A 23669-nucleotide genomic window follows, 5' to 3' on the forward strand; every position below is an offset into this window, starting at 1 on the left:
GCCCAGGCGAAGCCCCACCCCAGGCCCAGGCGAAGCGCCTCCCGGCCTCCGACCGGACCGACCCGTCACCCTTCAACTGCCTCGGCCGCCACCGCTCGGTCACGCCGGGACCGCGACTCCTCAGCCAGGCCAGGTCATGACCGCTCAGCCAAGCCCGGTCATGACCGCCGAGCCGGGCCGGGTCATGACCGCTCAGCCGCGTCGGGGCATGCCCTCCCCCAAGCCCCGGCCATGGCCGCTCAGGCGGAGCTGGTGATCACCGCGAACCGCGCGCCGAAGGGGTCGGTCAGGAACGCCATCCGCCCCACCCCCTCGGTGGTCGTCGCCGGAGCCTGCACCGTCGCGCCGAGCCGCTGCCCCAACGCCACCGTGGCATCGCAGTCGGGCACCTCGAAGTACGGCAGCCAGTGCGGCCGATCACCGGCCTGGAGCTCAGCGATGCCGGCCGCCGCCGCCGACTCGTCGCCCTCCGCGGGCGAGATGACGGGGTACGACGCGCCGCCCATCGGCAGGTCCTCGATCCGCCAGCCGAACACCGACTGGTAGAAGGCGCGGATGCCGGCGGGATCGGGCGTGTACAGCTCGACCCAGCCCAGCGAGCCGGCGTCCGTCACCAGCCCGAGCCCCTTGGTCGCGCCGGGCTGCCAGACGGCGAACGACGCCCCGGCCGGATCGGCGAACGCCGCCATCCGCCCCTGCCCCTCGATGTCGAACGGCGCGACCAGCACCGTGCCGCCCGCCTGCTCGATCGTCTTGGCGATGGTGTCGGCGTCGGGTGATTGGAAGTAGATCAGCCACGCCGAGCCTCCTCTCGCCTGGGCCTCCGGGCTGATGCCGGCGACCGTCCGGCCGCCGACCTGGCAGAAGTGGTACTGCCTGTGCTCGGGCCCCAGCGAGATGCAGTCCCAGCCGAACAGCCCGGTGTAGAACGAGACCGACGCCTCCAGATCGGGGCTGCTGACGTCGATCCAGCAGGGGGAGCCGGGGAGGTAGTGGGTGGTGAGCATGCCTGCTCCTTCGCGTGACGAAGCGATGGGTGGCCTCTGCACCTCTGGTGCGGGCCGAGGGGCGACGCCACTCATTTCCGGTGCCCACCAGCGTCGCACGAGCTCTCGATCGAATACGGCTCTTCGCTGAAATCGAATGGGTGTTTGAAGTATGGCATACACTCGGCACCATGACAGCCGCGTTCCAAGCATCTCTGCTCGCTCTCGACGAGGAGCTCGGCATCGGGCCTCTCGGCGACACCGTCCACCGCACGCACCTCGGCCACGGCGCCTGGATCGACCTGCGCCCCGGCTGGCTGACGGGCGCCGACACGCTCTTCGAGCGCCTCGCGGAGCACGTGCCGTGGCGGGCCGAGCGGCGGCGCATGTACGACAGGGTCGTGGACGTGCCCCGGCTGCTGAAGTTCTACGACGAGGACGAGCCCCTGCCCGACCCGCTCCTCGACGACGCCCGCCGCGCCCTCGACGGCCACTACGGCCAAGAGCTGGGCGAGCCGTTCCGTACGGCGGGCCTCTGCTTCTACCGCGACGGGCGAGACAGCGTGGCCTGGCACGGCGACACGATCGGCCGCGGCAGCACGGAGGACACCATGGTCGCCATCATCTCGGTCGGCAGCCCGCGCTCCCTCCTGCTCCGTCCCCGGGGCGGCGGCCCGTCGATCCGCCGCGATCTGGGGCACGGGGATCTGATCGTGATGGGCGGAAGCTGTCAGCGCACCTGGGAGCACGCGATCCCGAAGACCACCCGACCGTCGGGCCCGCGCATCAGCGTCCAGTTCCGCCCCATCGGCGTCCGCTGACCCACCCCCCGCCGCTGCGCTCCTCCGCGTGGGCTCGTGCCCGCCACGCATGGCAAGCGCGCCCACACCCCCGCCGCTCCCGTCGCCGCGCCGCCGGACGGGCCGTGCCGGGGCAGGGGTGCGGCAGAAGGCGCGGGGAGTGGGCCACCGGTGCTGGTCGGCTACCTGAGAGTGAGTCTGGCGACGCGGCCCTGCTCGCCGGAAGCCCAGCACGACAGGTCCCGGGTGCAGGCGACCGTGTCGAAGGACCCGCTGTCGAAGGTCTGCCACGTCCGGCCGCCCGAGTACGACACATCGCTGCCCGACGGTCCCACCGCGACAGCCGCGAAGGGCAGGTGGGGAAGCCAGGTGACACCCGACCGGTACGCCGGCGGGGGAGCCGAGGAGGGACGCCAGGAGGCGCCGCCGTCGCGGCTGGTGGCGCTCGCGTTGGGGGATTGCTGCTCGGGACGGTAGTCGCCGCCGACCGCGATGCCACGGTGACGGTCGCGGAAGGCGAGGCCGAAGACGCCGCGGGCCGGGTCGCCGGCGGGGATCGGGGCGTCGGCGACCGTCCAGGTGCGGCCGCGGTCACCGGAGTGGAACACCCGGGCCCGCTCGGCCCCGCCGCTGGCCAGCCAGACATCCCGGCCGCCCGACGCGACCAGGCACTGCCCGCTCGCCGCGAACCCCGCCTCGCCCGGCAGCGCCTCGGGCATCCCGCCGGGCGGCAGCACCTGCCAGCTCCGCCCGCCGTCCTGCGTGGCCAGGATCCGGAACCGGCCGTTCACCGGGTCGCTCATGGCCAGCCCGTTGCGCCGGTCGAAGAAGGCCATGCAGTCGTAGAACGCCTGCGGCTCGTCGTTCCTGAACGTCTCCGCCCAGGTGCGGCCGCCGTCCTCCGTACGGTAGACGCGCGAGTCCGTGCCCGCCCCGATGGACAACGCCACGGCCCGGTGGGCGTCGAACGCCTCGATGTCGCGGAACTGGAGCGCGGCCGTGTCGGGCGGGGAGACGTTCTGCCACGTACGTCCTCCGTCGACGGTCCGCAGCACGGTGCCGCCCGAGCCCGAGGCCCACACCACGTTCCGGCTGACGGGCGACAGGCCGCGCAGGCGGGCGGTCGCCCCCGTCTCCTTGAGCTCCCACCCGAGCTCGGGCGGGCCGGCGGCCTGGGCGGGGAGCGGGGCGGCGAGCACGAGTGCCGCTGACAACGCGCCTAACGCGATTCGAAGCTTCATGTCGGGCAAACTAGCCCAAGAGATCAACGCGGTCCATGGCCGCCGATCCCGCGCCGGCCACCACCGGTCCCGCCGCAACCTCAGGCAGCGGGCCGAGCGGCGGCCTCAAGGGCCGGCGGCCCCAAGACCGGCGGTCTCTCAAGAACCTGGGCGGTCAGGCCGACTGGCGGGCGGAGCCCCACGAGAGCAACGCCTCGGCAGTGCTGAAACGACGGCTGGAAACCGACTCGTCCAGCAGAACGCCCACCAGCACCCGCCCATCCGACTCACCCGCGAACGCCAGGCAGTACCCGGCGGCCCGCGTGAAGCCGGTCTTCAGCCCGATCGCGCCCGGCGTGCCGAGCAGGCGGTTGGTGTTGCGCCAGCCGTAGGAGCGGTGCTCGTCGCTCGCGTCGAGGTCGTGCCGGCGCGTCCCGGCCACCTCCTTGATGAGCGGCACCTGCAGCGCCTTGGCCGCCAGCACGGCCTGGTCCCTGGCGGTGGAGTACCCGTCACCGCCCGGGGTGGGCAGCCCGTCGGCGTTGACGTAGTGGGTGTCGTTCATGCCGAGCGAGCGCGCCGTCGCGTTCATCTTGGCCACGAAGCCCTTGACGCCGGGCCCGTACGTGCGGGCCAGCGCGTGGGCGGCGTCGGCGCCGGAGGGCAGCATCAGGCCGTACAGCAGCTCGCCGACCGTGAGGCGGTCGCCGGGGCGCAGGCCGGCGGTGGTGCCGCCGCCGTCCTCGGCGTACGCGACGTCCGCCGGCGTGATCCGCACCACGTCGGTGGGCTTGGCGGCCTGCAGGACCAGGTACGCGGTCATGGTCTTGGTCAGGCTGGCGACCGGCAGCCGCTCGCCGCCGTCCTTGTCGAACAGGACCTCGCCGGACGAGGCGTCCATCAAATAGGCGGCCCGGCCGTAAACGGCGGGCGCGTCGATCGCCGTGGAAACGGCGGCCGGAGCGTCGGTCACGCCGGCGTGCGCGGGCGCGGTCAGCCCTGTGACCAGGGCAAGAGCGCCTGCCGTGGCGGCCAGAAATGCCTTCCGATTACGCATACGGCACAGAATGCCGCCCCTCTTGGGGTGCTCTTGACGAAAAGAGTGAAATAACGTGACTACGCTTGCTCAAAGCACCGATGTGGCAAGGAAGGCTGAAAAGGGTAAATCTTTCCGGTCAGAGCCCGTCAGTGGCCGTGCCAGAAGTTGTCGGTGACGCGCTCGCCCGCCACCAGCTCCGAGAACAGGTCCTCCCACAACGGCATCACCTGCTCGGGCCCGTACGCCCGCGACGTCCTGAGCGCCGCCCGCCCCATCCGCAGCCGCAGGTCCCGGTCGGCGATGACCCGGTTGAGCGCGGCGGCCAGCGCGTCCACGTCCCGGGGCGGCACCAGCAGCCCGTCGGCCCCGTCGGTCAGCACGTCCTTCGGCCCGGTCGGGCAGTCGAAGGCGACCACGGGCAGCGCGTGCGTCATCGCCTCGATCATCACCATGGGCAGGCCCTCGAACCGGGAGCTCAGCGCGTACACGGAGGCGTCGGTCAGCTCCCGCTCCAGCCGGTCGGTACGTCCGGGCAGCGCCACGTGCGCGCCCAGCCCGAACTGCTCGACCAGTCCGGCGAGCTGCCCCCTGCGCGGCCCGGTGCCGAAGATCCGCAGCCGCCACTCCGGATGCTCAGGCACCACCTGCGCGAACGCCTTGATCAGCAGGTCGAACCCCTTCTGCGGCACCAGCCGCCCCGCCGCGATCACGACGGGGTTCACCTGCCGGGAACGTTCCTGCTCGACCTTGTGCACCGCGTTCGGGATCTGCACGATCGGGGTGCGGGGCAGCAGCCGCTGGTACTCCAGACGGTTGGTGCGGGTGAGCACGGTGATCGCGTCGAAGCGGTCGTAGTGGCGGGCGATCTCCCGGCGGATGGTGTCGGGGTAGGCCGACAGGTTCATGTGCTCCTGGGCGACGCGGATGACGGTCTTCGGGGTACGCCGGGCGGAGATCAGGTTCAGCGCCGGCCGGGTGGTGACCAGGATGCCGTCACGCAGCCGGGAGACGTACTCCATGGCGGCCCACTCCACGCGCTCGGTGAAGTAGTCGGCCGCGAACTCGCCGCGCGGCACGATCTTCCCGCGCATCCTGCGCCACGCCTTGCGCGCCGTCGAGTCCGGCTGCCGGCCGCCGCGCTGGTCGACCAGGGTGCTGACGGTGATCCGGGGGTCCAGGCCGAACCGGGGGTCGTCACGCCGCCGTACCACGCTGACCAGCTCGACGTCGTGGCCGGCGGCGGCCATCGCGTTCGCCTGGTTGACCACCGTGCGGATGGTGCCGCCCATGCCGAAGGCGTGCAGCATGAGATACCGGATCTTCACGCGCGGCGCTCCCGCGGGCGGCGTCCACGGCCGGGCGCGCCCTGGCCGGCGGGAACAGGAACTGGGGGCCGGTTCATGCGGAGGCAGACTACTCGGCGTTCCTGGCAGTTCCCTGGCAGACGCCGGAGCCGGCCGGTGCGCTCCCGGGCCCTGTCCGGCCGATGATCAACTAGCCTGGCTGGTGACGAGGCGAGCGCGAGGCGAGGGGTTGGGCATGGACGGCGTACGGCCGGCGGACGAGGCGGTTCTGGGCATGGTCGCCGAGCACCTGAGCGCGGCCATGGGGCAGCCCTGGGAGGTTCGCGACGGCCTGGCCAAGGGCCCGGGCACGCTCGCGGTGCGGCTCGGCGCCGACCACACCGGCAGCCCCGCCCACCTCGACCTCGACTTCGTCCTGAACGTCGGCCGCCCGCAGGACACCACCGTCTCCGACTGCGTGACCGGCTACGGCGCCACCGTCGAGGAGTCCGTGGACCGCGCGATCCGGATGTGGCTCGGCACGACCGGCGGCGCCCTGCTGGAGCTCCTGGTCCAGGACGGCTCCCACGCCGCCCACTTCGCCCCGGACGACCCCGACGGCCTGCCCGGCTGGCACGCCATCCACGGCGGCATCGTCGGCTGGGGCACCGGCGACGAGCACGACGCCGTCCAGCGGTGGGCCGTCCAGCACGTCCTGCTGCCGCACCTGGCCCCGGCGCTCAAGAGCCCGCTCGAACGGAAGCACCTGGTGGGGGTCAAGGCGTTCTTCGGCGGCGGCGACGGCACGGAGACCGCCGAGCTCCGCGTCAACGGCGCCCGGCACGAGGCGGGCTCGCGGGCACTGGCGGAGCTCGACTGGCCACGACCGGCCGGCGGGGTCTCGTACGCCCGCACCTTCGTGCTGCTCGTCCACCAGGAGTGACCGGCTCCCGCCCGCCCGCGCCGCCCGCCGATCCTCCTGCGCCGCCCGAGCCTGCCGCGCCGCCGCCACGGCCGCCCGCACCCTGACCACGACCGCGCCGCGGAAATCTCCGAACCTCACTGACCGGCAAGCCCGGTGTGCGCGACCCCCTTGACGATCTGCCGCTGGAACATCACGAACACGACCAGCAACGGCAGCCCCGCCAGCACCACCGACGCCATGATCTGCGCGTACCGCAGCCCGAACGTCCCCTGCACCACGTTCGCCAGCCCCACCGGCAGCGTCATGGTGTTCGGGTCGGTCGACACCAGGAACGGCCACAGGAAGTTGTTCCAGGTGTTGATGAACGTGAAGATCGACACGGCGGCGAGCACCGGCCGCGACAGGGGCAGCACGATGGTGAAGAAGACCCGCCACCGCCCGGCCCCGTCCACGAAGGCGGCCTGCTCCAGCTCCGGCGGCACGTCCTGGAAGAACTTGACCAGGATGTACACGATCAGCGGCGCCGCCACCTGCGGCAGGATGATGGCCCACCAGGTGTCCACCAGCCCGAGCGTCACCATCTCCGCGAACAGCGGCGCGATCAGCACCTGCGGCGGCACCATGATCCCGGCCAGGATCAGGGCCAGCAGCACCCGCTGGCCCCTGAACTGGGTGCGGGCGAACCCGTAGGCCGCCATCGCCGAGAACAGCACGGTCAGGAACGTGACGATCACGGCGGTGACGGTGGAGTTGATCGCCCACTTCACGATGCCGCCCGTCCCCAGGACCAGCGCGTACGAGTCGAAGGTGATCTCGCTGCCGAACCACTGCAGCGGCAGCTTGGTGGTCTCCGCCTCGGGCTTGAGCGAGGTGGCCACGGCCCACAGGACGGGGGCGAGCCAGATGGCCGCCAGCACCAGGGCGACGACGAGCAGGATGAGCTGGCTCCAGCTGAACCGCTTGGTCACGACGCGACCTCCTCGCGCTTGCGGAACAGCCGGAGCTGCGCCAGGGAGACGATGACGATCAGGGCGAACAGGATGTACGACACGGCCGAGGCGTAGCCGGTGCGGTAACCGGTGAAGCCGACGTCGTAGGCGTACTCGATGATCGGCCTGGTGGAGTCCTGGGGCCCGCCGCCGGTCATCAGGTAGATCTGGTCGAACACCTTCAGCGAGGCCACCAGCTGCAGCACCACGATGAGCGCGGTGGTGCGGCCGAGCAGCGGCAGGGTGATGGAGCGGAGCTTGTCCCAGGCGGAGGCGCCGTCGATGGCGGCGGCCTCGTACAGGTGCTGCGGGATCGACTGCAGCGCGGCCAGGTAGAGCAGGAAGTTGAAGCCGACCGTCCACCAGACGGTGGTCAGCACCATCGACCACATCGCCACGGACGGATCGCCCAGCCACAGCACGTCGGTGCCGAGCGTGCCGTTGATCAGGCCGTAGTCGGGCGGGTAGATCATCTGCAGCCACAGGATCGACACGACCGCCGACGGCAGCAGGAACGGCCCGAAGAACGACAGCCGCCACAACCACTGCATGAAGCGCAGGTTGTGCACCAGCAGCGCGAACACCAGCCCGAGGAACACCAGCGGGATCGTGCTGAGCACGGTGAAGACGAGCGTGTTCCACAGCGAGCGCCACATGCGCGGGTCGCCGAACGCCTCCAGGTAGTTGTCGAAGCCGACGAAGGTGTTGTTGCGGCCGGCGATGTTCACGCTCGACAGGCTCATCTGGAAGCCGAGCAGGGTCGGCCAGACGAGGAAGGCCACGTAGATCAGCAGGAACGGCGCCACGAACACCATCCCGTGCTGCGTCCAGCCGCGCCGGACCTTGGGCGTGGCGACGGGGGCGGCGGTCGGCGGAGCCGCGACGGTGGTGGTCATGAGGCCTCCTTCGTCGGTCTCATGACCGAGGTGCTGTGTTCGTCGATGACCCCGGCAAGCTCGGTCATGGGCGCTCCTCGGCGGGGAAGGGGTTCGGGGCGGCCATGAGCCGGGTCAGCGCGGCCTTGGCGGCGGCCAGGCCCTCCTCCGGCGTGCGCGTGCCGCCGATGACGGGGGAGAACGCCTCGCCGAACTCGATCCACATCCGCGAGGCGGACCCGGCGAACCACACCTGCGGGTCGAGCGCGACCTCGGTGATGACGGAGCGGTACTCCGACTGCGGCTGCAGCGCGAGGTAGTCGGGCTCCTCCAGGGCCGGCAGGTACGCGGGCACGTGCCCGGCCACCGCCCAGTCGGCGCTGTTCCTGACGAGGTAGGCGATGAACCGGTACGTGGCCCGCTCCACCTCGGGGTCCCGGTTGCGCTGGTGGGGCAGCACGAACGCGTGGCAGTCGGCCTGCGCCGAGCCGGTGCCGAAGACGGCGGGGAAGCGCGTCATGCTGAACGGCGTCTTGCGCTCCTTGAGCCCGGTGGTCTCCCAGTCGCCGTTCCACAGGAACGCGGCCTCGCCGTTGGTGAACTTGGCGACCGAGGCGCCGTAGTCGGTACGCCAGTCGCACAGCCCTTCCTGGCCGAGCCGCTGCATGAGCCGCAGGGCTTCCAGGGCCTTGGCGTCGTCGATGGTGATCTTCGTGCCGTCGTCCGACAGCAGGGTGCCGCCGCTCTGCGGGTAGAGCGACCACCACACCCGCCAGGGGCCGACGGTGCCGAGGCCGAGCGCGTCGAAGGCCAGCGGCGGCTTGCCGCCCATCACCTCCTTGGCCTTGGTGAGCTGGGCGACGAGCTCGTCCACGCCCTTGGTGGGCAGCAGCTTGCCGTCGGGGCCGAGCAGCCCGGCCTTCCCGCAGATGTCGGTGTTGTAGTACTGCACCATCGGGTGGGCGTCGAACGGGATCGCGTACAGCACGCCGTCGAGATGGGCGCGCTCCCAGATGGGCGGGCTGAAGTCGGCGGCCCGCAGGCCGGCCTCCTCCAGCAGCTTGACGTCGATCGGGTCGAGGATGGCGCCCGCGCCGATGCCCGCCAGCCGGGCCAGGTGGAAGGTGGCCAGGTCGGGCGAGCGCCCGCCCGAGCCGGCCATCGCGATCTTGGTGTAGTACGGCTCGCCCCAGGCGAGCACGTTCTCCTCGACGAAGACGTCGGGCGTGTCCTTGGCGAACGCCTGGACCATCTGGTTCATGATGATGCCGTCGCTGGCGCCGAGGAAGTGCCAGTACTGCACGCGGGTCTGGGACGAGCCGAGCCCCACGGGGATCGCGCATCCCGTGGCGGCGGCGCCGAGCAGTGCGAGGCTGCCGCCGAGAAGGTGCCGGCGGGTGATGTCGGGGGGACCGTGCACTGGGGGGCCTCTTCCTTCACCGAGCTATCGCTTGGCCATGTTCTCGCTAACATCCAGGAGGTTCAGGGCAGCCGTGGACGGGCCTTCCGCCGCAGGCGCGAAGGCGGTAGGGCGAGCCGTCCGGGTCGCGGAGGCCGCCGCGCGGACCCCGTTGTTTCTGCGGGGTTACCCGAGTGTTAGCGGTAACAAGCAGCATGTCAAGGGTCCGCCCGCAACCGGTTGCGGTGATCCGGACCCCTTGACCCGGTCCAGTGATAACGCTAACAATCGGGACCACGTAACGCCCGAGAAACAGGGAGCCGTCTCCGTGCATCAGGCCAAACTCACCCTGGATCCCGCCTTCAAGGTCGCCCCGGTGCGCCGGCGCACCTTCGGCACGTTCGTGGAGCACCTCGGGCGCTGCGTCTACACCGGCATCCACGAGCCCGGCCACCCCACCGCCGACGAGGACGGCTTCCGCCGCGACGTGCTCGACCTCACCAGGGAGCTGGGCGTGTCCACCGTCCGCTACCCCGGCGGCAACTTCGTCTCCGGCTACCGCTGGGAGGACGGCATCGGCCCGGTCGAGCGCCGCCCGCGCCGCCTCGACCTCGCCTGGCACAGCACCGAGACGAACGAGGTCGGCGTCGACGAGTTCGTCCGCTGGTGCCGCAAGGCCGGCGTGGAGCCCATGATGGCCGTCAACCTCGGCACCCGCGGCATCGCCGAGGCCCTCGACCTGCTCGAGTACGCCAACCATCCCTCGGGCACCACGCTGTCCGACCTGCGCGTCGCCAACGGCGCCAAGGAGCCGCACGGCATCAGGATGTGGTGCCTGGGCAACGAGATGGACGGCCCCTGGCAGACCGGGCACAAGACGGCCCGCGAGTACGGCCGGCTGGCCGCCGAGACCGCCCGCGCCATGCGCATGGTGGACCCGGAGCTGGAGCTGGTCGCGTGCGGCAGCTCCAGCTCCAGCATGCCGACGTTCGGCTCGTGGGAGGCCGAGGTGCTGGAGGAGTCGTACGACCTGGTCGACTACATCTCCTGCCACGCCTACTACGAGGAGAAGGACGGCGACCTCGGCAGCTTCCTGGCCAGCTCGACCGACATGGAGTACTTCATCTCCTCGGTCGTGGCCACCGCCGACCACGTCGGAGCCCGCCTCAAGTCCCGCAAGAAGATCAACATCTCGTTCGACGAGTGGAACGTCTGGTACCTGTCACGCTTCCACGACACCGGCGCCCCGCAGGACTGGCCGGTCGCCCCGCCCCTGCTGGAGGACCACTACAACCTCGCCGACGCGGTGACGTTCGGCGGGCTGCTGATTACGCTGCTGCGCAACAGCGACCGCGTCACCGCCGCGTCCCTGGCCCAGCTCGTGAACGTGATCGCGCCCATCATGACCGAGCCCGGCGGGCGGGCCTGGCGGCAGACCACCTTCCACCCCTTCGCCCAGGCCTCCCGCCACGCCGCCGGCGACGTGCTGCGCGTGGAGCCGGTCTCGCCGGCGTACGAGACGAAGGCGTACGGCGAGGTGCCGCTGCTGCACGCCGTGGCCACCCATTCACCCGAGGGCACGACGCTGTTCGCCGTCAACCGCTCCACGGACGGGCCGCTGTCGCTGGAGATCGACGCCCGGGCGCTCGGCGGCGTCCGCATCGTCGAGGCCACCACGCTGACCGACCCGGACGTCTACGCCCGCAATACGGCCGACGACCCCACGCGGATCGCGCCCCGCCCCAACCCGGACGTCGAGCCCGGCCCGCTGCGGGTCCTGCTGCCCCCGATGTCGTGGAACGTGATCCGGCTGGCCTAACGCTCGGGCGCGGCGCCGGTGCTCTCGCGCACGACCAGCTCGGGCTCGACCAGCCGCCGCGCCTCCGGCTCGGCCCCCGCCATCCGGTCCAGCAGCATGTGGAAGGCGTGCCGCCCGACCTCGCCGAAGTCCTGCCGGACGGTCGTCAGCGGCGGCCAGAAGTACGCCGACTCAGGGATGTCGTCGAAGCCCGCCACGCTCACGTCCTCGGGCACCCGCCGCCCCGCCTCGCGCAGCGCGCGCAGCACGCCGAGCGCCATCTGGTCGTTGGCCACGAACACCGCGGTGACCTCGGGGTCGGCGGCGACGCGGCGGCCGAGCTGGTAGCCGGAGCGGGCGCTCCAGTCGCCGCGCAGCACCTCGGGCACCGGCCGGCCGGCCGACTCCAGGACGCCGCGCCAGCCCTCGATGCGGCCGTTGGCGTCGAGCCAGTCGGCGGGCCCCGCGACGTGCCACACGCTGTGGTGGCCGAGGCTGAGCAGGTGGCGGGTGACGCGGGCGGCCCCGGCCTGCTGGTCGACCTTGGTCACGGGCACCGGGATGTCGTCGCCGGCGTCCACCGCGACCACCGGCATCTCCGGCGGCAGGTGGCGCAGCCCGTCGGCGGCCGACTCGTGCGGAGCGACGATGATCACGCCGTCCACGGACTGGGTGCGCAGCCGCTGCACGCCCTCCTCCATCGACCTGCGGTTGAGCGAGCTGAGGCTGGCGATGCTGACGTTGTAGCCGGCGTGCCTGGCGGCCTGCTCGATGCAGTAGAGCGTGGAGGCCGGGCCGTACAGGGTGGTGTCGATGCTGACGACGCCGAGCACGCCGGAGCGGCCGGTGACGAGCTGGCGGGCGGCCTGGTTGGGCCGGTAGTCGAGCTCGCGTACGGCGGCCAGCACGCGGGCCCTGGTCTCGGCGCGTACGAGATCGGGCGTGTTCAGCACGCGAGAGACGGTCATGGTGGAGACTCCGGCGAGCACGGCGACGTCCATGAGCACCGCAGGCCTGCCCGGTTTGGATTTCACCGCGGCTCACCCCCTCAGCGGTAACGCTAACAGGCGGAAGGGGCGAGCGCGCGATCATTATGGGCGGGTCGCCGGCCGGGGCGCCCGCGGTGCCGCGGGCCGGTGCGGACCTGGGGCGGGGCAGGTCGTCAGGCGGGCCGGATGGACCACTGCTGGCAGGCGTTGCCCAGCCAGCTCCACTGCCGTACGTCGATGCCGTCCGCCGTCCCGCAGTCGGCGACGTCGGCGACCTTGCCGGTGGCCACGTTCACCAGGCGGCTGGTGTCGTCGGCCTGGTCCTCGATGCGCCGGCGCTGGTTGCCGCCGTTGCAGGCCCACTGCCGGATGTTCGCGCCGTCCGCGCCGGAACCGCCGGAGACCTCCAGGCACTTGCCGCTGTTGCGGTTGACCAGCGTGTACGCCGCCGGCGTGGCAGCCGTCTCCCCGGCGGGCGCGGGCAGCGAGGCGCCGGTGGCGACCGGGGTGCCGAAGTTCGGCGTGCCGTCGGAGTTCCAGGTGAACTTCTGGGCGCGGGTGGTGCGGTTGTTGTCGCAGCCGCCGCCGCTGGAGCTGTTGGCGTGGTAGACGATCCAGCTCTCGGCGCCGTTGGGCGAGGTGAAGAAGCCGTTGTGGCCGGGGCCGTACACGCTGCCCGAGCTTGTAGTCCGGCCCCCAGCAGGCGCTGGCCGAGTAGATCACGAACGTCTGCCCGCCGCGCTGCAACGCCTCCGGCCCCTCGTTCACCGTCCCGCCCTGCGTCTCCCAGCTGTGGGTGGGGCTGGAGATCCGGCTGAAGGTGCTGGAGCTCAGCGTGTACGGGTTGCTCATCGGCGCGATCACCAGGCTCTGCTGGCTGCCGGCGATGAACCCGCTGCCGAGCAGGTAGAGGGAGCCGTTCAGACTCATCGGCCTGGCGTCGATCAGCCAGCCGCCCGGCGTGAGGTTGGCGCCGCTGAGCATGCTCCGGTACGTGTGCGGCCCGAGGGGGTCGCTGCCCGCGCTCTCCAGCACGTGGGCGCCGGCTGTCACAGCAGGCCGCGCCGACCGCGCCGGCCGAGTAGTAGATGTACCAGCGGCCGTTGAGCTGGTGCAGCTCGGGAGCCCAGAAGTTGGCGCCGCGGGAGGACGTGGTGTCCTGCCAGACCTGGACGCTGGGGGCGGTGTTCAGGCCGCCGAGGGTGGGGGAGCTACGGATGACCATCGTGTTGGTGAAGCTGGCGGTTCGGGGGAGGTGCCGTGACTGTTAGCGCTCACGTCGGGGTGTCAACGGCCGCTTAAATTTCAGCCCCTGCGTCTGCGACGGCGGGCGAGGGGGGAGACAGCAGAAAGCCCCGGCATGTGCCGGGGCTTTCTGATCAGATGGTGGACGATACTGGGATTGAACCAGTGACCTCTTCCGTGTCAGGGAAGCGCTCTCCCGCTGAGCTAATCGTCCTTGGAGGTGGCGACGGGATTTGAACCCGTGTGGACGGCTTTGCAGGCCGCTGCCTCGCCTCTCGGCCACGCCACCGAGTCAAACCATCTCCGAGCGGAAGACGGGATTCGAACCCGCGACCCTCACCTTGGCAAGGTGATGCTCTACCACTGAGCCACTTCCGCGCCGCATTTGAGTTGCTGCGTGGTTAACAATAGCGCGTTTCTCGACCGGATGCTTACTCGTGAGCCCCGCCCGGTGCCTGGCGGCCCTCCTTGCGCAGCTGGCGGGCCACGCTGCGCTCGGTGGCCGGGAGGCTGAGGAAGATCTCCAGGATCCTCGTGAGGCGGTGGACCTCGATGCGGTGGAAGGCGGGGCCCTCCGAGCGGGCCAGCAGGAGCGACAGGGCCAGCGGCGGGAGCGGGGCGTGGATGAGGTGCAGGCCGCCGTCCTGGGTCAGGGCCGTGGGGCGGGACGGCACCTCCTGCGGGACGGCCAGGCCCTGCGGGGCGCGCCAGCTCGCGTAGACGACGCGGCCGTCGGCGGCGGCGGTGGCGGCCCAGTCGGCGCTGAACAGGACGGGCAGGGAGTCGATGAGCGTGGTCAGCGCCCGGTCGCCCGCCGTGGTGATGTACTTGAGGATCTCCAGCTCGGGATAGGTGCCCGGCGCCTCGCGCGTGGTCCAGATGCCTTCGACCGCCACGCCCTCGACGCTCTGCAGGCTCTTGAGCAGCGCCTGCCTCGGCGTGCTGTCGGGGCAGAAGACGGTGATGTCGTCCACGGCCTGCCCCGCGCCCCTGTCGAGCACCGTCACCTGCGTGATGTCGGCCCCCGCCACCCCCAGGACCTTCGTGACCTGCGCCAGGGAGCCCGGCCTGTCGGGCAGCGACACGCGAACGCGAAGAAGCATCCATCCCCCTCAACCGAAGATGCCGATCAACAGACTATCCGCGAATACCGGTTGCGGCTTGACCTGCGCTACAACTGTCGGAGTGAAGATTGGGCCGATTGAGGTGTGGCCGCCGGTGGTGCTCGCGCCCATGGCGGGCATCACGAACGCGCCGTTCCGGGTGCTCTGCCGCGAGCAGGGCGCGGGGCTGTTCGTCTGCGAGATGATCACGACGAGGGGTCTCGTCGAGCGCAATCCCAAGACGATGCGCATGATCAGGTTCGACGAGTCGGAGCGGCCCAGGAGCATCCAGCTCTACGGGGTGGATCCCGCGATCGTGGGCCGGGCCGTGCGGATGATCGCCGAGGAGGATCTCGCCGATCACGTCGATCTCAACTTCGGCTGTCCCGTGCCCAAGGTGACCAGGCGCGGGGGCGGGTCGGCGCTGCCGTACAAGCGGAATCTGCTGCGCCGCATCCTGCGCGAGGCGGTGGCGAACGCGGGGCCGCTGCCCGTGACGATGAAGATGCGCAAGGGCATCGACGACGACCACCTGACCTACCTCGACGCCGGCCGGATCGCCGCCGAGGAGGGGGTCGCCGCGATCGCGCTGCACGCCCGCACCGCCAGGCAGCACTACGGCGGCGTGGCCGACTGGGAGGCCATCGCCCGGCTGAAGGAGGCCGTGCCCGAGATCCCCGTGCTGGGCAACGGCGACATCTGGTGCGCCGACGACGCGCTCAGGATGGTGGCGCGCACCGGCTGCGACGGGGTCGTCGTCGGGCGCGGGTGCCTGGGCCGGCCGTGGTTGTTCAAGGACCTGGAGAACGCGTTCAACGGCGGCCCGGAGCGGGCCCGGCCGGCCCTCGGCGAGGTCGCCGGGGTGATGGCCAGGCACGCCGAGGGGCTGACCCGGTGCTTCGACATCGAGCGGTACGCGGTGGCCGACTTCCGCAAGCACGTGGGCTGGTACCTGAAGGGGTTCACGGTCGGCAGCGAGCTGCGGCGGGAGCTGGCCACGGCCGAGTCGCTCGACGGCCTGCGGGCCGGCCTGGCCAAGCTGGAGCACGACCAGCCGTGGCCGCCGAACACGGACACGCCCCGGGGCAAGTCGGGCGAGCGCACCAAGGTGCTGCTGCCCGACGGGTGGCTGGACGATCCCTGGGACTGCCCCGTGCCCGGCGGTGACGCCGAGTCCGACATCTCCGGCGGTTGATCAGTGCGGGCCGGTGATCTCCGTGCCGCAGGGGCCGCCGCCGGCCGCCGGTTCGAGGCGTACGGGCTCGCCTGACATGGTGACCGTCGGGTAGTACTCCGCGATCCGCTCCGCCGAGCGGCCCACGTAGTGGCAGATGAAGCTGCGGCGGAAGCGGTCGCCGGTGCTGTTCGGCTCCGAGCCGTGCACCAGGCTGCCGTTGAAGAACAGCACGTCGCCGGGGTTCATGTCCACGGGGACCTTGTCCAGGCCGGGCGGCGGCGGCACGTACTCGCGGGTGAACGAGACGCCCTCGTCGGCCTCCTCCGGGCAGAAGAGGTCCATGAGGTGGGTGCCGGGCACGACCTCGAGGCCGCCGTTGGCCCGGTCCACCCGGTCGAGCGCCACCCAGGCGGCCACGCAGGTGCCCGGCTCGACCCGGAGGTAGAAGTTGTCCTGGTGCAGCGCCTGGCCCCTGGCGCCCGGCGGCTTGAAGTAGAACATGCTCTGGGCTGCTATCGGCTCCTCGCCCAGGAGGTCGCGCAGTATCGCGCCGATGCGCCTGTCGAGCAGGTAGCGCAGGGCCACGTCGTTCACCTGGTGGGGGTGCATGATCCGGGGGTAGTCGCGCAGGATGTCGTACGGCTGCCCCGGCACCTGCGGCTGCGGCGCGAAGTGACCGGGGATCGGCCCCCGGGCGTGCAGCGCCATGAACTCGTCGCGGAGCTCGGCCACCTCTTCGGGCGCGAGGAGGGCGGGCACCAGCACGTACCCCTGATCGTGGAAGTCGTTGAGCCTCATGGCTCTCACGCTAGGCAGCGCGGTCGTGCAACGGTATGCCTGTGACCGCTGAGGACCTGTCTGTTCCTGCTGCCGAGCTGATGATCGTGGGCCACTACGACAAGGGCCCCGGGTACGCCACGCGCCGCCCGGGCGGGTCGCCGAGCCGGCTGCTGTTGTGGACGGAGTCGGGGGCCGGGCTCGTCGAGCAGGGTGGGGTGTCGTTCCGGGTGGGGGCGGGGGATCTGGCCGTGCTGGGGTCGGGGGTGGCCCAGCACTACCGGGTGTCGCAGGGGGCGGGGCGGTGGCGGTTCTGGTGGGTGCACTTCCAGCCGCGCGCGGCCTGGGCGGCCTGGCTGGGGCCCCATGCCGTGGGCGGCGGCTGCCACGTGGTGGCGGGGGTGCCGGAGGCGGTGCATGAGCGGATCGGGCTGGCGTTCCTGAGGGCGTTGCAGGACGCCCGCTGGACGCCCGACGCGCCGCCTCCCACCGGGCCCTGGGCTCCGCAGGCGGAGGCGGGCAGCGGCGGACGGGGTGGTGAGGCGCGGGTTCCGGCCGTCGCGTCCGGCGGGGCGGCGCGGGAGCTGGTGATGGGGGCCGTGGAGGAGGTGCTGGTGCTGGCCACCGCCACGGCGCGGCCCGAAGGCAGGGGAGAGGAAGGGGACGAGCGGGCCCGCCGCGCCCTGGCGATCATCGCGGCCGAGCCGGGCGCGCCGCACTCGGTCGCCTCGCTCGCCCGCGCGGTCGCGCTCTCGCCCTCCCGCTTCGCCCACCTGTTCGCCGAGGTGACCGGCCAGACGCCGATGCAGGCCGTACGCGGGGCGCGGGTACGGCACGCCGCGAGCCTGCTGGAGGTGACCGACATGGACGTCGGGCAGGTGGCGGCGGCCTCGGGCTTCGTCAGCCCGTTCCACTTCAGCCGGGCCTTCAAGAAGGAGTACGGCCTGCCGCCCCGCGACTACCGCGCCCGTCTGCGCCCCGCCACCGGGTGACCGCCGGCGGGCCCCGATCACCGCCGGCTTCGAGACGAGACTTCACCGGATTTTCAGCGAGCCGTATCCCGGCGAACGCTCTCCGCAAGTAACCGCAGGTCAGGCTGTCGCCGAAGCAACGCCACCGTGAAGTGAGGAACCCCCATGATCTCCCGGCGTTCACTTTTCGCCGGGGGCGTCGGCCTGGGCATGTCCGCCGTGCTGGGGGTTCCCCCGGCGCGTGCGGCAGCCCGGCGCGCCCCTCTGCCGGACCCCTTCCGGCTCGGCGTCGCCTCCGGCGAGCCCACGCCCGACGGCGTGGTGCTCTGGACCCGCCTGGCCGTGGACCCGATCGCGCTCGACGGCCTGGGCGGCATGCCGGACCGCGCGGTCCCCGTCCAGTGGCAGCTCGCCACCGATGAGAATTTCCGGCATGTCGTACGGCGAGGGGCGGAAACAGCCCGCCGCGACGAGGCCCACAGCGTGCACGTCGAGCTCGGCGGGCTGCGGCCCGGGGCGGAGTACTTCTACCGGTTCAGGGCCGAGGGTGAGCTCAGCCCGGTCGGGCGGACCCTGACCGCGCCCGCCCCCGGTGTCCGGAGCAGGGCGCTGAACCTGTCGTTCACCTCGTGTGCCGACTACCAGGCGGGGTGGTTCACCCCGTACCGGCGGATGGCCGAGGACCAGCCCGACCTGATCGCCTTCCTCGGCGACTACATCTACGAGTACGGCGACTACAAGTACCCGGTGCGGGACCAGGCCGGCGGCGAGTGCCTGGACCTGGCCGGCTACCGGCTGCGCCACGCCCAGCACAAGGCCGACCCCGAGTCGCAGCTCGCGCACGCGATCGCCCCCTGGGTGGTGGTCTGGGACGATCACGACATCGAGAACGGCTGGGCCGGCGACGTGCCCGAACAGCCCGGCCCGCCGTTCCTGCGGCGCCGCGCCGAGGCGTTCCAGGCCTACTACGAGAACATGCCGCTGCGCCGCGCCCAGAAGCCGGACGGCTCCGCGCTGCGGCTGCACCGCTCCATCCGCTGGGGCGCGGTGGCCAACCTGCACCTGCTCGACACCCGCCAGTACCGCGACCTGTACGCCTGCACCGGCAGGAGCGGCACCGTCGGCCCCGGCTGCCAGGAACGCTTCGCCCCCAACCGCACCATCCTCGGCCAGGAGCAGGAGGCCTGGCTGGACGGCGAGCTCAGGCGCTCCGAGGCCACCTGGGACCTGCTCGGCCAGCAGGTCTTCCTCATGGAGATGGACTGGACCAACGGCGAGGGCAAGGGCTACTCCAACGAGGGCTGGGACGGCTACGTCGCCTCCCGCAACCGGCTGACCGCCGCCATCGACGCCTACCGGCGCAACGCGGTCGTGCTCACCGGCGACGTGCACTCCCACTGGGCCGGCGAGATCAAGCGCGACCACCAGGACCCCGAGTCCAGGCCGGTGGCCGTCGAGCTGGTCACCACCTCGGTCACCAGCGCCGGCAACGGCCTGGACGAGTACCCCAACACGCAGGTCCTGCTGGATGAGAACCCGCACGTGAAGTTCTTCAACGGCCGCCGCGGCTACGTCCGCACCAGGATCAGCCGGCAGGAGATGAAGGTCGACTTCCGCTCGCTGTCCCGCGTCACCGAGCCCTACGCCCCGGCCTACACCTCCGGCAGCTTCGTCATCGAGCCGGGCCGCCCCACGCCGAACCCGGCCTGACAGGAGCCCGCTAGATCTCCACGGGCCCGCCGCTGCGCCAGTAGACGTTGCCCTCGCGCGACAGCAGCTCCTCGTCCACGAGGTAGCGGCGCAGCGCCGCGTAGTCGTCGTGGAAGGCCCGAAGCGCCACGTTCACGTCCTTCTCCGGATAGCGCACGCCGGGCTCGAAGACCCGCGCGATGTAGCGCAGCACGACGAGCCGCTTGTCGCGCTTCATCGCCATCGTGGTCAGCCGCCCGTCCACCAGGAACGTGCGCAGGACCCGCTCCTCGGGGCTCAGCGCCTGCGGCGGCTCCGCGTGCGCCCGCAGCAGGTCGCGGAAGCGCTCGGGCGTGGCCCGCCACGCGCCGCTCTCGTCGCGGGCGGCCAGACCGCCGTTCTCCAGCTTCCGCAGCGCCTTGGGGGACAGCTCACCGGTGGCGCCGAGCACGAGGGAGGCGAAGGTCCGCAACGTGTCGTCCTGGTAGAGCAGGCCCAGGACGCGTCTGATCTCTTCGTCGTTCACTCATACCATTTTGACCCATGATCGCAGCACTGATGCTGGCGGCCACGGTCGCCATCCCGAACAACTTCCTGCTGTACGAGAAGGAAGCCGCCAAGAAGGACGACAACCCCGAGACGAGCTGGAGTGCCACCGGGAAGCGGACCGCCCCGCTGGTCGTGAACCCGTGCCAGAAGGCCGCGCTCGGCCGGGCGGGGCGCACGCAGGCCAGGACGCTGACGTACACGGCCGTGCCCGACTACGCCAAGTCGGAGCAGGTGGTGCTCTACTCCTCGCCGGCCGCCGCCGGAAAGGCGCTGCGGGACCTGGAGAGCGCCGTACGTGCCTGCGGGAGCGCGGCCTACCGCTACTCCGCCACCGCGATCGCCCTGGGCGACAAGGGGCTGATGGTGACCGGCCAGGCCTACCACAACAGGAAGCCGGCCGTCGGCGGCGAGCGGGCCGTCGTCACCCGCCGCGCGAACGCCCTGATCCTCTACACCGTCTCGGGCGAGTGGGGGAAGCCCGCCAAGGCCGACTTCAAGCGCCAGACCAGTGACACCAAGCGCATGCTCGCCAAGATTTGCACCCTCGCCGACTGCTAGACGCAAGGAATGTCCCGATCTTGGGACAATGTCATGACACGACTCCGACGTTCCCCGGAGGAAACTGAATCGACAGGCCTGTGCCGGGACGCCCTTGCCAGTCCGTTCCGGCACACGGCTTGTCGCTTCCTACAGCCGGTTGAGGCCCTGCACGTGCAGGACGGCCCGGCCCTCCTCGTCGGACGCGGCCAGATCCACCTGGGCGTCGATGCCCCAGTCACCGTCGCCGGCCGGATCCTTGATCGTCTGCCGCACCCTCCACAGGCCGCTCTCCTCCTCGATCCGCAGCAGGGCGGGGCCGCGCGCGTCGGCGTCGGTGAAGATCTCCTCGTGGTCGGCGTAGTACGCGTCGAGCGCCGCGCCCCAGTCGACGTCGGGGGCGAGCTCCTCCAGCTCGTCCTCCTTCTCGATCGCGCACAGCTCGACCAGCCGGAACATCGCGTTGCGCACCAGCACGCGGAAGGCCCGCACGTTCGCGGTGACCGGGCGCACCTTGACGTCGAGCTGCTCCTGCTGCTCCAGCGCCGCCTCGGGGTTGGTGAGCTTCTCCCACTCGTCGATCAGCGAGGAGTCGACCTGGCGGACCAGCTCGCCCAGCCACTCGATGAGGTCGACCAGGTCGTCGGTCTTGAGGTGCTCGGGCACCGTGCGCGACAGCGTGCGGTAGGCGTCGGCCAGGTAGCGCAGCACCGTGCCCTCGGAGCGGGCCAGCTCGTAGAACTGGATGTACTCGCTGAACGTCATCGCCCGCTCGAACATGTCGCGCACCACCGACTTCGGGCTGACCGTGTAGTCGCCCACCCACGGGTGCCCGCGCCGGTAGGTCTCGTACGCTCCGAGCAGCAGGTCGTCCAGCGGCATCGGATACATGACCTCGGCGAGCTGCTCCATGCGCTCCTCGTACTCGATGCCGTCGGCCTTCATCTGCGCGACGGCCTCGCCCCTGGCCTTCTTGAGCTGGGCCGACAGGATCTGGCGCGGGTCGTCGAGGATGGACTCCACGATCGAGACCATGTCGAGCGCGTACGACGGCGACTCGCGGTCGAGCAGGTCGAAGGCGGCCAGCGCGAACGTCGACAGCGCCTGGTTGAGCGCGAAGTCCTCCTGCAGCTCGATCGTCAGCCGGGCCCTGCGGCCCTGCTCGTCGGGCTCGCGGAACTGCTCGACGATGCCGCCCGCCAGCAGCGACCGGTAGATGGCGATGGCCTGGCTGATGTGCCGGCGCTGCCACTTGCGGTCCTCGTGGTTGTCGGTCAGCAGGTGCTTCATCGCCTGGAAGCAGTCGCCGGGACGGTTGATCACCGCGAGCAGCATGGCGTTGCTGACCTTGAAGCGGGAGTTGAGCGGCTCGGGCTCGGCCTCCTGGAGCTTGGTGAAGGTGTCCTCGCTCCAGCCGACGAAGCCCTCCGGCGGCTTCTTGCGGGCGTAGCCGCGGCGCCGCTTGGGGTCGTCGCCGATCTTGGCCAGGGCCTTGGCGTTCTCGATGTCGTGCTCGGGGGCCTGGCAGGCGACGTAGCCGATGGTGTCGAAGCCCGCGCGGCCCGCCCGGCCGGCGATCTGGTGGAACTCGCGGGCCCGCAGCCGCCGCACCTTGTTGCCGTCGTACTTCGACAGCGCCGTGAACAGCACCGTGCGGATCGGCACGTTGACGCCGACGCCCAGCGTGTCGGTGCCGCAGATGACCTTCAGCAGGCCCGCCTGGGCCAGCCGCTCCACCAGGCGGCGGTACTTCGGCAGCATGCCGGCGTGGTGCACGCCGATGCCGTGGCGGACCAGCCGCGACAGCGCCCGCCCGAACCGCGTGGTGAACCGGAACCCGCCGATCATGGTGGCGATGGCCTCCTTCTCGGCCTTGGTCGCCATGTTGATCGACATCAGCGCCTGCGCCCGCTCCATCGCCGCGGCCTGCGTGAAGTGCACGACGTAGACCGGCGCCTGGCCCGTGGAGAGCATCTCCTCCAGCGTCTCGTGCAGCGGTGTCATCCGGTACGAGTAGATCAGCGGCACCGGGCGCTCGGCGTGCTTGACCACCGCCGTCTCCCGGCCGGTGCGCCTGGTCAGGTCGCTCTTGAACATCGAGACGTCGCCGAGCGTCGCCGACATCAGGATGAACTGCACCTTCGGCAGCTCCAGCAGCGGCACCTGCCACGCCCAGCCGCGGTCGGGCTCGGCGTAGAAGTGGAACTCGTCCATGACCACCTGGCCGATGTCGGCCGCCGCGCCGTCGCGCAGCGCCACGTTGGCCAGGATCTCGGCGGTGCAGCAGATGATCGGGGCGCCGGGGTTGACGCTGGCGTCGCCGGTCATCATGCCGACGTTCTCGGTGCCGAAGACGGCGCACAGGTCGAAGAACTTCTCCGACACCAGCGCCTTGATCGGGGCGGTGTAGAACGTGCGCACGTCGCGGGTCAGCGCCGCGAAGTGGGCGCCCGCCGCCACCAGCGACTTGCCCGAGCCGGTGGGGGTGGCCAGGATCAGGTTGTTGCCGGAGACCACCTCGATGAGGGCCTCCTCCTGGGCGGGATAGAGGGTGAGCCCCCGCTCGGCGTTCCAGGCGACGAACGCGTCGAAGATGGCGTCGGGATCGGCGTCGATCTCTTCGGGCAGGCGGTCAACGAGTAGGCTCACACTCCTATCCTGCCGAAGTTTGCCGGGTGGTCGAACCGGGGGCGGCCAACTCGGTCAAGAGCATCGGGCCGAGGCGGGCGCGAGCGCGGTGTCAGCGCAGGTCGAGCTGCATCAGCACGGTGTCGATCCAGCGGTCGTGCTTGAAGCCGACGGCCCTGAGCCGGCCGGCGGGCTCGAAGCCGAACTTCTCGTGCAGCCGGGCCGAGGACGGGTCGCCCGAATCGGCGATCACCGCGACGAGCTGACGGGCCTCCGTCTCACGCGCCGCGTCGATCAAGCAGCCCAGCAGCAGCCGCCCCAGCCCCCGCCCCGTACGCCCCGGCGCCAGGTAGATCGTGTCCTCCAGCGTGTGCCGGTAGGCGGGCTTGGGGCGGTACCGGGCGACGTAGGCGTACCCCGCGACCTCCCCCTCCACCTCCGCGACCAGGAACGGCAGCCCCGCCCCCGTGATGCCGCCGGCCTTGGCGCGCCAGTCGTCCGCCGTGAGCGGCGTCTCGTCGAACGTGGCGACCGTGGTGGTCACGTAGTGGGCGTAGATGCCGGCGACGGCGGGGAGGTCGGTCTCGGTCAGGGCGCGCACCTTCGTCATGCACACATTCTGCTCACGGGCGGATGACGGCCGTGTTTCCCGGCCCTCACGGTGACCTCCCCGCGGGGCGCGGGCCCTCA

The 23669-nt window shown here is 71.3% G+C and carries 21 protein-coding genes, 3 tRNA genes and 2 pseudogenes; 7 read left to right on the forward strand and 19 right to left on the reverse strand.

Annotated elements, in window-relative coordinates:
* Positions 1–239: 239 nt before the first annotated feature.
* On the reverse strand, positions 240–1007 hold the full coding sequence (locus HD597_RS09370; RefSeq protein WP_253741527.1) for a VOC family protein: 768 nt from the start codon (positions 1005–1007) through the stop codon (positions 240–242).
* A gap of 170 nt (positions 1008–1177) precedes the next feature.
* On the opposite strand from HD597_RS09370, the gene HD597_RS09375 reads away from it, so the two are divergent.
* Positions 1178–1807 carry an alpha-ketoglutarate-dependent dioxygenase AlkB gene (locus HD597_RS09375; protein ID WP_253741530.1) on the forward strand — a complete coding sequence of 210 codons (630 nt, stop codon included), beginning with the start codon at positions 1178–1180 and terminating at the stop codon, positions 1805–1807.
* Between the two features lie 161 nt (positions 1808–1968).
* Here HD597_RS09375 and HD597_RS09380 read toward each other — a convergent pair whose 3' ends face one another.
* From HD597_RS09380 to HD597_RS09390, 3 genes are all read right to left on the reverse strand, one after another.
* The gene (locus tag HD597_RS09380; protein ID WP_253741531.1) at positions 1969–3027 is read right to left on the reverse strand and encodes a WD40/YVTN/BNR-like repeat-containing protein; all 1059 of its coding nucleotides are present in this window, start codon (positions 3025–3027) and stop codon (positions 1969–1971) included.
* A 154-nt stretch (positions 3028–3181) separates the two neighbouring features.
* Complete coding sequence (locus HD597_RS09385) at positions 3182–4063, reverse strand: D-alanyl-D-alanine carboxypeptidase family protein (RefSeq protein ID WP_253741534.1); 882 nt, start codon at positions 4061–4063, stop codon at positions 3182–3184.
* A 128-nt stretch (positions 4064–4191) separates the two neighbouring features.
* On the reverse strand, positions 4192–5370 hold the full coding sequence (locus HD597_RS09390; protein ID WP_253741537.1) for a glycosyltransferase family 4 protein: 1179 nt from the start codon (positions 5368–5370) through the stop codon (positions 4192–4194).
* A gap of 214 nt (positions 5371–5584) precedes the next feature.
* On the opposite strand from HD597_RS09390, the gene HD597_RS09395 reads away from it, so the two are divergent.
* On the forward strand, positions 5585–6271 hold the full coding sequence (locus HD597_RS09395; protein WP_253741540.1) for a DUF6348 family protein: 687 nt from the start codon (positions 5585–5587) through the stop codon (positions 6269–6271).
* Positions 6272–6387: 116 nt separating this feature from the next.
* On the opposite strand, the gene HD597_RS09400 is transcribed toward HD597_RS09395, so the two are convergent.
* The 3 genes from HD597_RS09400 to HD597_RS09410 form a co-directional block, all read right to left on the reverse strand.
* Entirely contained in the window at positions 6388–7221 is an 834-nt protein-coding gene (locus HD597_RS09400) for a carbohydrate ABC transporter permease (RefSeq protein ID WP_253741542.1), read from the reverse strand.
* The gene (locus HD597_RS09405) at positions 7218–8138 is read right to left on the reverse strand and encodes a carbohydrate ABC transporter permease (protein ID WP_253741543.1); all 921 of its coding nucleotides are present in this window, start codon (positions 8136–8138) and stop codon (positions 7218–7220) included. The genes HD597_RS09400 and HD597_RS09405 overlap by 4 nt, the downstream gene beginning before the upstream one ends.
* Before the next feature lie 64 nt (positions 8139–8202).
* Entirely contained in the window at positions 8203–9537 is a 1335-nt protein-coding gene (locus HD597_RS09410) for an extracellular solute-binding protein (RefSeq protein ID WP_253741545.1), read from the reverse strand.
* Between the two features lie 307 nt (positions 9538–9844).
* Between HD597_RS09410 and arfA the strand changes: the two genes are divergently transcribed.
* Positions 9845–11335, forward strand: a complete 1491-nt coding sequence (gene arfA, locus HD597_RS09415; RefSeq protein WP_253741546.1) for an arabinosylfuranosidase ArfA — start codon at positions 9845–9847, stop codon at positions 11333–11335.
* Here arfA and HD597_RS09420 read toward each other — a convergent pair.
* The 8 genes and pseudogenes from HD597_RS09420 to HD597_RS09450 form a co-directional block, all read right to left on the reverse strand.
* A complete protein-coding gene (locus HD597_RS09420) occupies positions 11332–12348 on the reverse strand; it encodes a LacI family DNA-binding transcriptional regulator (RefSeq protein WP_425572340.1) in 1017 nt (338 codons plus the stop codon). The two genes, arfA and HD597_RS09420, sit on opposite strands and share 4 nt — an antisense overlap.
* A gap of 128 nt (positions 12349–12476) precedes the next feature.
* Complete coding sequence (locus tag HD597_RS09425) at positions 12477–12788, reverse strand: RICIN domain-containing protein (protein ID WP_253759295.1); 312 nt, start codon at positions 12786–12788, stop codon at positions 12477–12479.
* Positions 12789–12881: 93 nt separating this feature from the next.
* Positions 12882–13356: pseudogene (locus HD597_RS09430) on the reverse strand (family 43 glycosylhydrolase); the annotation flags it as partial.
* Between the two features lie 34 nt (positions 13357–13390).
* Positions 13391–13528 (reverse strand): annotated as a pseudogene (locus HD597_RS66690) (family 43 glycosylhydrolase); the annotation flags it as partial.
* Between the two features lie 159 nt (positions 13529–13687).
* Positions 13688–13762: transfer RNA gene (locus HD597_RS09435), tRNA-Val, on the reverse strand.
* Between the two features lies 1 nt (position 13763).
* Positions 13764–13837 (reverse strand) — tRNA-Cys (locus tag HD597_RS09440).
* Between the two features lie 17 nt (positions 13838–13854).
* Positions 13855–13926 (reverse strand) — tRNA-Gly (locus HD597_RS09445).
* A 53-nt stretch (positions 13927–13979) separates the two neighbouring features.
* Positions 13980–14651 carry an ACT domain-containing protein gene (locus HD597_RS09450; protein ID WP_253741547.1) on the reverse strand — a complete coding sequence of 224 codons (672 nt, stop codon included), beginning with the start codon at positions 14649–14651 and terminating at the stop codon, positions 13980–13982.
* An 82-nt stretch (positions 14652–14733) separates the two neighbouring features.
* On the opposite strand from HD597_RS09450, the gene dusB reads away from it, so the two are divergent.
* Positions 14734–15846 (forward strand): tRNA dihydrouridine synthase DusB, encoded by a 1113-nt coding sequence (gene dusB, locus HD597_RS09455; RefSeq protein ID WP_253741549.1) that lies wholly within the window; start codon positions 14734–14736, stop codon positions 15844–15846.
* On the opposite strand, the gene HD597_RS09460 is transcribed toward dusB, so the two are convergent.
* Positions 15847–16626 carry a phytanoyl-CoA dioxygenase family protein gene (locus HD597_RS09460; protein WP_253741552.1) on the reverse strand — a complete coding sequence of 260 codons (780 nt, stop codon included), beginning with the start codon at positions 16624–16626 and terminating at the stop codon, positions 15847–15849.
* Between the two features lie 41 nt (positions 16627–16667).
* Between HD597_RS09460 and HD597_RS09465 the strand changes: the two genes are divergently transcribed.
* Together HD597_RS09465 and HD597_RS09470 are read left to right on the forward strand one after the other, a co-directional pair.
* Positions 16668–17597, forward strand: a complete 930-nt coding sequence (locus HD597_RS09465) for a helix-turn-helix domain-containing protein (protein ID WP_253741553.1) — start codon at positions 16668–16670, stop codon at positions 17595–17597.
* A 144-nt stretch (positions 17598–17741) separates the two neighbouring features.
* A complete protein-coding gene (locus HD597_RS09470) occupies positions 17742–19286 on the forward strand; it encodes an alkaline phosphatase D family protein (RefSeq protein ID WP_253741555.1) in 1545 nt (514 codons plus the stop codon).
* A 10-nt stretch (positions 19287–19296) separates the two neighbouring features.
* Here the strand turns inward: HD597_RS09470 and HD597_RS09475 are convergent, their stop codons facing one another.
* Positions 19297–19791: a DUF2087 domain-containing protein gene (locus HD597_RS09475; RefSeq protein ID WP_253741556.1), complete on the reverse strand. Its 495-nt coding sequence runs from the start codon at positions 19789–19791 to the stop codon at positions 19297–19299.
* A 17-nt stretch (positions 19792–19808) separates the two neighbouring features.
* Here HD597_RS09475 and HD597_RS09480 point away from each other — a divergent pair, with 17 nt between their 5' ends.
* A complete protein-coding gene (locus HD597_RS09480; protein ID WP_253741557.1) occupies positions 19809–20372 on the forward strand; it encodes a hypothetical protein in 564 nt (187 codons plus the stop codon).
* Between the two features lie 129 nt (positions 20373–20501).
* On the opposite strand, the gene HD597_RS09485 is transcribed toward HD597_RS09480, so the two are convergent.
* A complete protein-coding gene (locus tag HD597_RS09485) occupies positions 20502–23000 on the reverse strand; it encodes a DEAD/DEAH box helicase (RefSeq protein ID WP_253741559.1) in 2499 nt (832 codons plus the stop codon).
* Positions 23001–23091: 91 nt separating this feature from the next.
* A complete protein-coding gene (locus tag HD597_RS09490; RefSeq protein WP_253741561.1) occupies positions 23092–23589 on the reverse strand; it encodes a GNAT family N-acetyltransferase in 498 nt (165 codons plus the stop codon).
* Positions 23590–23669 lie beyond the last annotated feature (80 nt).

The organism is Nonomuraea thailandensis (genome assembly GCF_024172165.1).
Classification (GTDB): Bacteria; Actinomycetota; Actinomycetes; order Streptosporangiales; family Streptosporangiaceae; genus Nonomuraea; species Nonomuraea thailandensis.